This is a genomic window from uncultured Phascolarctobacterium sp. (genome assembly GCF_937920985.1).
GTDB lineage: Bacteria > Bacillota > Negativicutes > Acidaminococcales > Acidaminococcaceae > Phascolarctobacterium_A.
On the sequence record NZ_CALDXR010000051.1, the window covers coordinates 24,297 to 36,075 of the forward strand.

At 45.2% G+C, this 11,779-nt stretch carries 10 protein-coding genes; all 10 read left to right on the top strand.

The window, feature by feature from the left end:
• Nucleotides 1-42: 42 nt before the first annotated feature.
• The gene (locus Q0612_RS09100) at nt 43-1,287 is read left to right on the top strand and encodes an OmpP1/FadL family transporter (RefSeq protein WP_298883719.1); all 1,245 of its coding nucleotides are present in this window, start codon (nt 43-45) and stop codon (nt 1,285-1,287) included.
• A 119-nt stretch (nt 1,288-1,406) separates the two neighbouring features.
• A complete protein-coding gene (locus tag Q0612_RS09105; RefSeq protein ID WP_021719413.1) occupies nt 1,407-2,012 on the top strand; it encodes a DUF1847 domain-containing protein in 606 nt (201 codons plus the stop codon).
• Between the two features lie 175 nt (nt 2,013-2,187).
• The gene (locus Q0612_RS09110) at nt 2,188-2,976 is read left to right on the top strand and encodes a histidinol-phosphatase HisJ family protein (protein WP_298883723.1); all 789 of its coding nucleotides are present in this window, start codon (nt 2,188-2,190) and stop codon (nt 2,974-2,976) included.
• Nucleotides 2,973-3,737 carry a fumarylacetoacetate hydrolase family protein gene (locus Q0612_RS09115; RefSeq protein ID WP_298883726.1) on the top strand — a complete coding sequence of 255 codons (765 nt, stop codon included), beginning with the start codon at nt 2,973-2,975 and terminating at the stop codon, nt 3,735-3,737. The genes Q0612_RS09110 and Q0612_RS09115 overlap by 4 nt, the downstream gene beginning before the upstream one ends.
• A 144-nt stretch (nt 3,738-3,881) precedes the next feature.
• Nucleotides 3,882-5,228: an MATE family efflux transporter gene (locus Q0612_RS09120; protein ID WP_298883729.1), complete on the top strand. Its 1,347-nt coding sequence runs from the start codon at nt 3,882-3,884 to the stop codon at nt 5,226-5,228.
• 144 nt (nt 5,229-5,372) lie between these two features.
• Nucleotides 5,373-5,936 (top strand): hypothetical protein, encoded by a 564-nt coding sequence (locus tag Q0612_RS09125; protein WP_298883732.1) that lies wholly within the window; start codon nt 5,373-5,375, stop codon nt 5,934-5,936.
• 112 nt (nt 5,937-6,048) lie between these two features.
• Nucleotides 6,049-6,936 (top strand): 16S rRNA (cytidine(1402)-2'-O)-methyltransferase, encoded by an 888-nt coding sequence (gene rsmI, locus Q0612_RS09130; protein ID WP_367181727.1) that lies wholly within the window; start codon nt 6,049-6,051, stop codon nt 6,934-6,936.
• The gene (gene metG / locus Q0612_RS09135; protein ID WP_298883737.1) at nt 6,929-8,890 is read left to right on the top strand and encodes a methionine--tRNA ligase; all 1,962 of its coding nucleotides are present in this window, start codon (nt 6,929-6,931) and stop codon (nt 8,888-8,890) included. The genes rsmI and metG overlap by 8 nt, the downstream gene beginning before the upstream one ends.
• A gap of 120 nt (nt 8,891-9,010) precedes the next feature.
• The gene (locus tag Q0612_RS09140; protein ID WP_298883740.1) at nt 9,011-9,601 is read left to right on the top strand and encodes a hypothetical protein; all 591 of its coding nucleotides are present in this window, start codon (nt 9,011-9,013) and stop codon (nt 9,599-9,601) included.
• 3 nt (nt 9,602-9,604) lie between these two features.
• On the top strand, nt 9,605-10,384 hold the full coding sequence (locus tag Q0612_RS09145) for a TatD family hydrolase (protein ID WP_298883743.1): 780 nt from the start codon (nt 9,605-9,607) through the stop codon (nt 10,382-10,384).
• Nucleotides 10,385-11,779 lie beyond the last annotated feature (1,395 nt).

The window sequence follows — 11,779 nt, forward strand, 5'->3', positions numbered from 1 at the left end:
ATTAGTAGCAGGTAATAAAAATGTGAGAAGGGATGTACTTATATGAATAAAAACTTTTTGGCTTTAGGCTTAGCTGCAGTACTGCTGGCACCCCAGGTAGCAGGCGCTGAAGGCTTTGCTATTAACGAATGGTCTGCTGAAGGCGTTGCTATGGGCGGTGCGCGCATGTTTGCTGAGGACGATGCTGCAAACGTGGCTTACAACCCTGCTTCTATCACCAAAGTAAAGGGTGAGGCAATGAAGAGCAGCTACACCTATCTGAGCCCGCATGGCAGCTACAAGCTGCATGATGGTGCCGGCAAAGAAATTGAAGCCGGTAAAAATGTGGTTCATGCCGGTTGGGCTGTTGGCAGCTATTATGTAAAACAGATTAATGATAAAGAATGGTTCGGTATCGGCGCTTTCCCGCGCTTTGCGATGGTATCCGAGTTTGAACGTGCCAGCAAGGCATCTACTAACGCATTTTTCTCTAAACTGAACGGCGTCAGCGTTACTCCGACCTATGCGCACAAATTTGACAAAAAATGGAGCGCAGCAGTTGGCGCAGAAATCAACTATGTTGGCCTGGAGCTGCAGAAGAATTCTTATCATCCGGTTGCTCAAATGAATGTTGGTGCAACGCAGACAGAAGGCGAAAGCTATGCTTTAGGCTGGAATGCTGCTGCCAACTATGCCTTTGATGATAAAAATGAAATCGGTGTAGTTTATCGTAGCCGTATTACTCACTCCTTAGAAGCAGACTTTAAAATGTATCCTGTAACTGGTGGCAAAATTACTGCTGACGCTTATGGCGTAGTAACTTTGCCTGACAGCTGGGATATCGGTTATAACCATAAATTTGACAAGAAAACTCGCTTGGAATTAAAAGCAACACGTACAAACTGGAGTACCTATGATGCTCTAAATATCTCTTTGTCTAATCCCAGTATTCCCGGTGTGCTGCCTTCTGATGTTAATTCTGCTAAAAACTGGTCTGACGGCTGGCGTTATGCTATCGGCTTAGAGCACAACTTCAGCGATAAGTATGCAGCTATGGCAGGCTTTGCTTTCGATGAAGCCTCTATTCCTTATAATGGCGGTGATTTCCTGGTACCGACCGGTATTCGCCGTACCTATTCCATCGGTGCCCGTTATAACGATAAAAAGCAGACTGTTGCTGTTGCTTTAGGCTGGATGGATGTCGGCAATCTGGATTTCGCCGGTCATGCTACCGATGCTTATAAGAGCGCTCATGCTTACGACAGCTTTACTAAGATTGCTTCTATTTCCTACCAACGTAAATTCTAATTTTATATTTTAGCTTTACCGGAGCTGCTGCACGAAAAAGTGCGGCAGCTCTTTTAATATGTCTTCTGTTTGTGCTACAATAGGCTTAACAAGGTTATTGGCGAAAGGAGAAATGCAAAATGAAATGTGATTGCGCTAATTGTCCTACACATGCCTGCTACACCAAGGGTGTGAACTGTACAGGCGTGCCCTTGGAGGCTGTCAAGGAAGCCTATACCGAGGAAGAATTGAAGCTCATGCAGGCTGCTGCCTATGTTGAAGGCACGTTCTACAGCAATATCTGCCGTCTGCAGGAAACTGCGGAGTTTGCCAAAGCTATGGGCTACAAAAAGCTGGGCATGTCTTTCTGCATCGGTCTGAATGCGGAAGCACGCTATATTGCCAAATATTTTAAGCAGCAGGGCTTTGAGTTTTACAGCGTATGCTGCAAAAACTGCAGCTTCCCCAAAAAAGAGCTGGGACTGAAGCAGGTTAAACCGGAGCTGGAGCACGAAGCAATGTGCAATCCAAAATTCCAGGCTAAGTTTTTGGCGGAAAAGGGCGTTGAGCTGTATATTTCCTGCGGCCTGTGCGTTGGCCATGATGCTATTTTCAATATGAACGCCGAAGGTCCGGTAACGAATCTAGTAGTTAAGGACCGTCTGCTGGCCCACAATCCTTTGGGCGCTATTTATTCCCGTTACTGGAAGCGTAAGCTGGGAATTATGGACGACGGAGAGGTATAAAATACACTGAATTATGCAGGGAGTAATCTCGGAGAATAATTAAAATTTTCTCTTGGATTACTCTATGCTAACTCCTTTGTAATTTTCTCGTTAATTGGTGAAAAAATCCTGCCTTCCCCGTTGCTTTTTTGTTGCAATTTGATACAATATAATTTACGGAAGGAAGGTACACTAAATGATATTTGATACACATATGCACTGTGATTATTCCTGCGACAGCGAAATGAAATTTGCTGATGCCATTGACGCAGCTGCTGAGCAGGGGATTGGTATAACGGTTACAGAGCATTGGGATTATGATTATCCGACTAATCCGGAAGCATTTACCTTTGATATAGATGAATATTTTGCGCGCCTGCAGCCGCTGAGCAGCGACAAGGTGCTGATAGGCATTGAAATCGGCATGCAGACGCATACTGCTGCTGAGGATAAAAAGGTGGCACAGGCTCATCCGTTTGATTATGTGCTGGCCTCTATCCATTGCATCGGCGGACGTGATTTATACGAGCAGACCTGCTACAAGGGACGCACACGTCAGCAGATTGTAGAAGAATTTTTGCATGATGCGATTACCTGCCTGGAACAGGAGCGCGATTTTGATGCGTTTGCGCATATTGACTATATTTGCCGTTATTGGCCGTATAAGGGAGCGGAGCGTGAGCTTCGCCTGCAGGATGCACCGGAATTATTTGATAAGCTGTTTTTGCTTTTGATTGAGCAGAACAAGCCTATCGAAATCAACACCCGCCGCCTGGATGATGCTGCGGCGGCAGCAGGCTTGCTGCCGCTGTATAAGCGTTACCGTGAGCTTGGCGGCAAATACTGCACTCTTGGCAGTGACGCCCATTATAAGGAGCATGTAGGGCGCAGATTGCAAGAGGCGCTGGCTTTGGCAGCGCAGGCAGAGCTGACACCTGTTTATTTTAAAGCGAGAAAGATGCAGATTATGGAGGGGTTAAAATGAAATGCGTGCGTTTTGAGGATTTGCGGACAGGCAACAAGCGTATAGGCTTTATTGACGGCAATGTTATCCGTTGCGTATATGGTTCTCTGGAAACATATTGGCAGATAACGGATGAAACCTTCGCTATGCGTGATGTACGCTTGCTGGCACCCTGCGTACCCAAACAGATTATCTGCGTCAGCTTTAATTACCAGAAGCATGCGGCAGAATTCGGCGTAGAAATTCCGCGCGAGCCGAGTATTTTTTCCAAGGCTGCGCATACCGTTGTTGGTACAGGTGCGGATATCATCTGGCCGAAGCAGGTGCAGGAGCTGGCCTTTGGCGCAGAGCTGGGCATTGTTGTAAAAAAGAGGATGAAGAATGTTAAGGCAGAGGATGTGCCTAAATATATTTTGGGTTATACCTGTGCTAATGATGTTACGGCCCGCGACCTGCAGCGCAAGGAGCGCCAGTGGCTGCGCTGTAAATCCTTTGATACCTTCTGTCCCTTGGGACCATGGCTGGAGACGGAGCTGGATCCCAGCGATTTATCCATCCGCTCTTATGTCAACGGTGTGCTTAAACAGGATGCGCGCACGAGCAATATGATTTATAATCCTTACGAAATCTTGAGCTACATTTCCCAAAGCTTTACGTTGGATGCCGGTGATCTGATTTTGACAGGTACTCCGGTAGGTGCAGGGCTCTTGAATGAGGGTGATGAAATCACCGTCGAAATCGAGGGCATTGGCAAAATTACCAACAGAGTAGTTATGGAATAAGATTTTACAAGACGTGTGTTGCAGCACGTCTTGTATTTTTTTCCTGATTGTGTTATATTTTGACTGATAAGTCAGTGATATATATTGTAATACCGGACTGATACTGCTGCTTGTGAGAAAGCAGCTAAAGGAGGTTCTTTTTTTATGCTTCAGAATATGACGGAAGGCGCACCTTTAAAGCTGATTATTCCCTTTATGGTGCCGCTTCTGATAGGCAATATTTTTCAGCAGCTGTATAATATTGCCGATATTATTATTGTCGGACGGACGATTGGTGTGAATGCTTTGGCTGCCGTGGGAGCGGTATCGCCGTTGTTCATGCTTACGATGGTGCTAACGATTGGTCTCAGCAACGGCTTTACCGTTGTTACCGGTCAGCGCTACGGTGCGCAGGATATGCAGGGAATGCGCCGCAGCATTGCTACCTGCGTTGTATTGAGCTTGTTTTTCGTTTTGCTCATTATGGGGATTATGCATTTGGTGATAGACCCGATGCTGGTGATGATGAATATTCCGCCGGAGCTTATGAAGGATGCTTATGCCTATGTAATGATTATTGTTGACGGCTTGCTGGCGATGATGGCATATAATCTTTTGTCGGGTATTATGCGTTCCCTGGGTGACAGCAAAACTCCGCTGTACTTTCTCATTATTTCTTCGATAGTAAATATTATTCTGGCGCTGGTTTTCATCATCAGCTTTGGCTGGGGCGTACCGGGAAGTGCGTTTGCGCTGGTTATTGCCCAGGCCTTTTCGGCGGTGCTGTGCGTAATTTATATTTATAAACGCTTTCCGCAGCTGCATATTCATCGCAGCGATTTTAATTTAGACTGGCCGGAGCTGTGGGCGCATTTGCGTATGGGCTTGCCTATGGCAGTGCAGTTTTCTGTTTTGGGCCTTGGTATTATTATTCTGCAGTCTGTCTGCAATAAGTTCGGCAGTGACCAGATTGCCGGCTTTACTACGGCGATGCGCGTAGAGCAGCTGGCGCTGCAGCCGATGATTTCCTTCGGTATTGCTATGGCTGTGTTTACGGCGCAGAATTTCGGCGCTCGCCGCTTTGACCGCATCCGCGATGCGGTGCGCCGCTGCTCGCTGCTGACGCTGGCTTTCAGCCTGTTTGCTGCAGTAGTTGTATTTGCTTTCGGCGAAGAGGTTATCGGTATCTTCCTTGATAATCCGTCACCGACGGTTATGCAGGCAGCACATCTTTATATCTTGTATACTGTGCCTGTTTACTTCTTCCTCAGTCAGATTTTTATTTACCGTAACGCCTGTCAGGGCATGGGCGTAAGTATGATACCGATGCTTTCTGGCGTGGTAGAGCTTATTATGCGTTCTATCGCAGCGATATATCTCAGCGTGCCCTTTGGCTATGAGGGTATCTGCATGGCAGAACCGATTGCCTGGATCAGCTGTGCAGTATTCGTTTTTGCAGCCTACCATTATTTTGTGCGTCTGTTGGAAAAGCAATATACACCTGCTGACTGAAAATAGTGAGCAGAAAAATATTCCGCTGAACTGTATAGTAATTACGTGCTTGAAATAGTTTTACTATGAGAATTTATCTCGACAAAAATTCCTGCGCAGGTTACAATTAAAGTACAGAGAATACATTTAGGGATGGTGAATGCTATGAAAAAAATCTTGCTGTTACTGTCAATGCTGATGTTTATTTTTACAGCTACCGTATCGGCGGCGAGTGCTGTTTTTTTGAAAAACCAATGGTATGAACCCAGCGAAGGAACAGCAGAGTACGTCAGAGTATTTACAACGGATAATCCCGATTATTATCGCTATATCAATGACAGATTTGCTTTTGCGATTAATCTTCCGGCAAACTTCAATCAGGCCTTCGAGAGCACTAATGGCGACGGCTGCATTTTTAAAGATGAATACGGCTCCAGCTTTACCGTCAGCGGCGGGAATAATATGGGTATGACGCTGGCGGATGAATATAATATGGATATCCAAAATCATCCGTCTGCTGCCTATAAGGCTAAGGGTGATGACTGGTACGTTATTTCCTATCTGGAAAATGACAGGATTTACTACAAAAAGTGCTTTATCAACAGTGATTATTGGAATACCTGGTATTTTGATTATCCGTCCTGGCTGGCAGACAGCTATAATAATAAATGCGCTGCTATCGAGCCTACTTTTACACCCGGTTGGCAATCCGGCCGAGCTGTTTACTGATAAGCTGAACGCGTAACGAAAGTTACGCGTTTTTTCTTTATTTATCACGCCTTGTGTGATAAAATTAATATATTATGGGTTAGTATGTACTGCACCTGCTGACCACCGTTAAATGATAGGAGGCGGAGCTGTGACAGCAGAGCAAAATAATATATATGGAACACTTTATTTATGCGCTACACCTATCGGTAATCTTGAGGATATGACACCGCGCGCTTTGCGGATGCTGCAGGAAGCGGATTTGATTGCGGCGGAGGATACACGTCATACGCTGCAGCTTTTGAATCACTTTAATATCAAAGGTCGCCTGGTGCGCTATGATGAGCATAGCAAGGATAAGCAGGGTGAATACCTTTTAGGTCAGCTGCTGGAGGGCAAAAATGTTGCGCTTGTGAGCGACGCAGGCTTTCCGGGAATTGCAGACCCGGGTGAGGCTTTGGCACATGATGCGATTGCCCATGGTATCAGAGTGGTGCCTGTACCAGGTGCCAACGCTGCTTTGTGTGCTTTGATTGCCAGTGGTCTGCCGACGTATCCGTTTTTCTTTGGTGGCTTTTTGCCCAAGAGTAAGCGTAACAGACGCGAGCAGCTGGAGCAATGGCAGCATATTCCTGCGACGATTATTCTTTACGAAGCACCGCACAGGATTGTGGAAGTGCTGAAGGATATTCTGAATGCCTGGGGCGACCGTCCTTTAGCGGCGGCACGCGAGCTGACGAAGCTGCATGAGGAATTCTACCGTGGCACGGTCAGCGGCTGTCTGGAATGGCTGGAGGCCAATTCGCCGCGCGGAGAGTTCTGTCTGGTGCTTGGTGCCGGTGACGGAGCTGTTGCTGCAGCCGAGGAGGAGCTTGAACCTCTTGACGAGGTGCGCAAGCTGATGGCTGAAGGCGTAGATAAAAAAACTGCCTTAGCGCAGGTAGCAAAAAAACGTAAAATTCCCAAACGGGAGCTATATAATCAACTAATTTCTGAAGGAGATGGGTCTGACAATGACTAAACCGAGTTATTATATTACAACACCAATTTATTATCCGAGTGACAATCTGCATATAGGTCATGCCTATTGCACAACTATCGCTGACAGCCTGGCACGCTTTCACCGCCTGAAGGGTGAGGATGTATTCTTCCTGACCGGCAGTGACGAGCATGGTCTGAAAATCCAACGTAAAGCTAAGGAAAAAGGTGTAACCCCGATTCAGTATGTAGATGCAATTATTGCTAACTTCAAGCTGCTGTGGAAAGAGCTGAATATCTCCAACAATGACTTTATCCGTACCAGTCAGGAGCGTCATCACAAGGTTGTTCAGGACGCACTGCAAAAAATTTATGAGCAGGGCGATATCTATAAGAAAAATTACAAGGGCCTGTACTGCGTGCCCTGCGAATCCTACTGGCTGGAGCGTCAGCTGGATGAAAACCATTGCTGCCCCGACTGCCATCGTCCGGTAGAGGAGATGGAAGAGGAAAGCTACTTCTTTAAAATGAGCAAATACCAAGATTGGTGGCTGCAATTCATCGAAGAGCATCCGGACTTTATCCAACCGGCAAGCCGCCGCAACGAAATGATCAATTTCGTTAAGCAAGGTTTGGAGGATTTGTGCATTACCCGTACTACCTTTGACTGGGGCATTCCTGTTCCGTTTGACAAAAAACATGTTGTTTATGTATGGTTCGATGCTCTGCTGAACTATCTGACCGGCATTAAATACGGCACCGATGATGCCTTCTTCCACAAATACTGGCCGGCAAGCCTGCATCTGGTAGGCAAGGAAATCGTGCGCTTCCACACCATTATCTGGCCAATCATGCTGCACGCTATGGGTCTGGAAATGCCGCAAGAGGTTTACGGTCATGGCTGGCTCGTAGTTGACGGCGATAAAATGTCCAAATCCAAGGGCAACGTTATCGACCCGCTGGGCCTGATTGATGAGTTCGGCGCTGATGCTATCCGCTACTTCCTGCTGCGCGAAATCAATCTGGGCAGTGACGGCAACTTCTCCCGTGATGCACTGATTACCCGTGTAAATGCAGATTTGGCCAACGACCTGGGCAACCTGTTGCACAGAACCGTAAGCATGATTGAAAAATATCATGGCGGAATTGTTGCCGATACCGGTGCCAGCGAGCCGATTGATGATGAGCTGAAGGCTCTCGTTAAGGAAACCGTAGCTAACTATGTTAAGGCTATGGACAACATGGAAATTAACACTGCAATTAAAGGCGTATGGGCTTTAATCAGCCGCGCCAACAAATACATCGACGAAACCGCTCCGTGGATTCTGGCTAAGGACGAGGCTAAAGCTGATCGTCTGAAGACTGTTATGTATAACCTGGCTGAAACTCTGCGTATCGTAGCTATTTTAATCAGCCCGTACATCCCAACCACTAGCCCGAAGATTTACACCCAGCTTGGCTTGGCTGTGCCTGAGCAGTTCCTGCTGGCTGACGCTGAATGGGGCGGCCTGGCAAACGGCACTAAGGTTTGCAAGGGCGAGCCTCTGTATCCGCGTATCGAGGTTACCGAAGACGGCGCAACCATCATCGGCGGTAAACGCTATGAGCATAAGGCTGCAGCTCCCGCGCCTGCTCCGGCAGAAGAAGCAAAGCCTGCAATGGAGCCGATTAAACCGGAAATCGCTTTCCCTGACTTTGAGAAAATTGACCTGCGCGTAGGCAAGGTTCTGGAAGCAGAAAAGGTTAAAAAATCCAAAAAGCTGCTCAAGCTGCAGGTAGAAATCGGTAATGAGGTACGCACTATCGTCAGCGGTATCTCCCAATACTATGAGCCTGAACAGATGGTAGGCAAAAACGTTGTTGTTGTAGCAAACCTGGCACCGGTTAAGCTGATGGGTATCGAATCCTTCGGCATGCTGCTGTGTGCTTCCGACGGACAGGGCAATCTGGCTCTTGTCGACCCGCAAAATCTTGCTTCCGGCAGTCGTGTAAAATAAAAAAGTGCTTAATGCACTCTGAGATTTAGAGCAGTCACTCTGATACGTTTTGGCGGATGAGGAGTGCCTGCTCTTCGTCTATTAACATATTGTCTTTTGTTTTGGAAGGGGGACTTATCAGTGTCCGAAAAGCTATTTTCGCGCTTGTTTTGGCGACCGTATATTTTTATAGGCATCAGTATGATTTTAGTGCTGCTCAGCAGCATGGTGCCGTATATCCTGCCGCATGCATGGCTGGGACAGCATTATCCCGGTTACGATTTTTACATGTTTAAGGGCATGGCCTGGACGCTGAAGCTGGCGCTGCTGATTTATTTATATGGCATTGTTTGCATCTTTACGAAGAATTATTTCCCTAAGCTGAGCAGCCTGTGTACCGAAGAGGTGCGCGCGGTGATTACCGGCTACAAGAGCAGCTGGAGCCGTGGCAAGCAGCTGTGTCCTGTTTTTACCTATAAAGTCGGTGATAAGGAATACAGCGAGGCCTTGAACGAAGCCAAGGGAACGAAGGAAAAGAGTGGCGACGTGCTGGAGCGTGGCTTTACGCTGAAGCTGCCGCGTAAAATTATTTATAATCCGCAAAATCCCAAGGAATTTTATCTGCCGGGCTGCGAATATTATTCGCGTAAGGCGGCGGTTTTCCGTTATATTTTGTTCAGCATGCTGCTGTTTTTGCAGCTGTATCTGAACTTTTTTGTGAATGTGAGGTAGATTATGAGCAGAACTGGTTTGTGGGATTCGCATGCCCATTTAGATGACGAAGCGTTTAATGAGGACAGAGCGCAGCTGATTGCACAGCTGGAGCAGGATATGGACGGCATCGTCAATCCCGGCTGTGATGCTGCCAGCAGTGCTGTTGCGGTGGAGCTGGCGGAAAAGTATCCGTTTATCTATGCGGCGGTTGGCTGGCATCCCGAGAATTTAAAGGGTATTCCTGCTGATTATCTGCAGCAGCTGGCAGAGTGGGCACAGCACCCGAAGGTTGTGGCAATCGGTGAAATCGGTCTTGATTATTACTGGAAGGAAAACGAGCCCAAGGATGTACAGAAGCGTATTTTCTTAGAGCAGATTGACCTGGCTAAGCAGTTTGATTTGCCGGTGATTATTCATGACAGGGATGCGCACGGCGATATGCTGGAGCTGTTCCAGAAGGAGGTGCATGGCGTACAGGCAGTGTTCCACTGCTTCAGCGGCTCGCTGGAGATGGCGAAGGAGCTGGCTAAGCGTGGCTATTACTTTGGCTTCGGCGGTACGTCTACCTATAAGAATGCGCAGAAGGTGCGCGAGGTTATGCAGTATATTCCTAAGGAGCTGCTGCTGTTTGAAACCGACAGCCCTTATCTTACACCGGTACCGTTCCGCGGCAAGCGCAATAATCCCGGCTATACGGAATATACGGCGCGTAATGCGGCGCAGGTGCTGGGAATGGATTTTGAAGAGCTGGCGGCAATTGCTACGGCAAATACCAAAAGATTATTCTGGAAGATAAAATAAAAGTACTCGGTAGATTGTATAATGCATTTGCACACCTAAAGAGCAGGAGCAAGCTTCCAAACGCGCTGAACAGGATTTGCAGCATCGCGTTAGTCAGTCTATGACTAAATCGCAGCAGCAAAGCAGTTGTTTGGAGGCTTTTGTTTTACCTGAGGAAGAGAACAGTTTTAAAATCAAACAGTTTCTGCTTTCTGCGCCTAAGTATGGATATAAATTTGCTTGGATAGATGAATATCTAGAAGAGATTGATGGTCAAAAAAATTGTTGTGAACGGCATCAATGAATTGTTTGAATAAGGATTACTGTTATGAAGAGAATAATCAATAAGATAAAAACATACAAGATTCATATTGCGGTATATGTGCTTTGTATATATATATTAGGCTCATATTATTCTTCTAATAGACTAGCGCCATTATGGCAGCACTACTTTCCTATAAAGGTATTAGCATTTGCGCTTACTAATATTTTTATGTCCATGTATAATGGGATATATACATATGGCTTAGTTGATAATGTAAATAAGAGCTATTGGTGTTCTATTGCTTTTATATTGGCATCAATGTTGTTGGTTTGGTTGATACATATAGTAACTGGATATTATATTTGGTATGTATTTTACTAATAAACGTCAAACCACATTGTGCTTGCTAAATTTAGTCCAAGCAGTGTAAAATGTTGGGTAAGAGAATAAAGGAGAGTTTTGTATATTAGCTAAAAAATGAATTAGCTTCAGGTGTATGTTATTGATGCATTTTAATTGAAAAAACAGCAATTTTGTATAGGTTGCTTGAAAAATTAATAATAGCTTGCTCTAATGTTAATTTGTTAATTAGTAAGTGCTGGTGAAACTATTTTGCTTTAATCAATGAAAAATAGCATGAAAGTAATTTAAGAGCCTGCATTTGAGGTAGTAGAGAATATAGAAGCGTGTCATTGAAACTGATAAAGACAAAATATATTCAGTGATAAAAAGAGGGGTTTCGTGAGATGGATTTTATAATAATATCTTTATTCTTTATAATAACAATACTTTCTACTATTGCAGAAAGCAGAAAGTATAAAAGAGAAGATTTTACTTCAGTATGGAAATATGTAATTTATATTGTGAGTAATTTCTTGTTTGCATCTATGATGGCTTTATTTTTGTATTGTTCATTTGTCTCTGAAAACGATTTTTTGTTAACTTATATATTTTTCATATTTAATTTTTCTATTATTTTGATGTCTTTCTACGTAGAAGATTTGGTAAGAAATAAAAAAAGAGAAATATATATTAGCGTTAAAACATTAAGAATATTACGCAACGTATTTACTTTTATTATTATGAGCATTTTGTTTTTTTGGTAGATTGTATAATCAACTTGAACAAAAAATAAAATAAAAAATCCACAG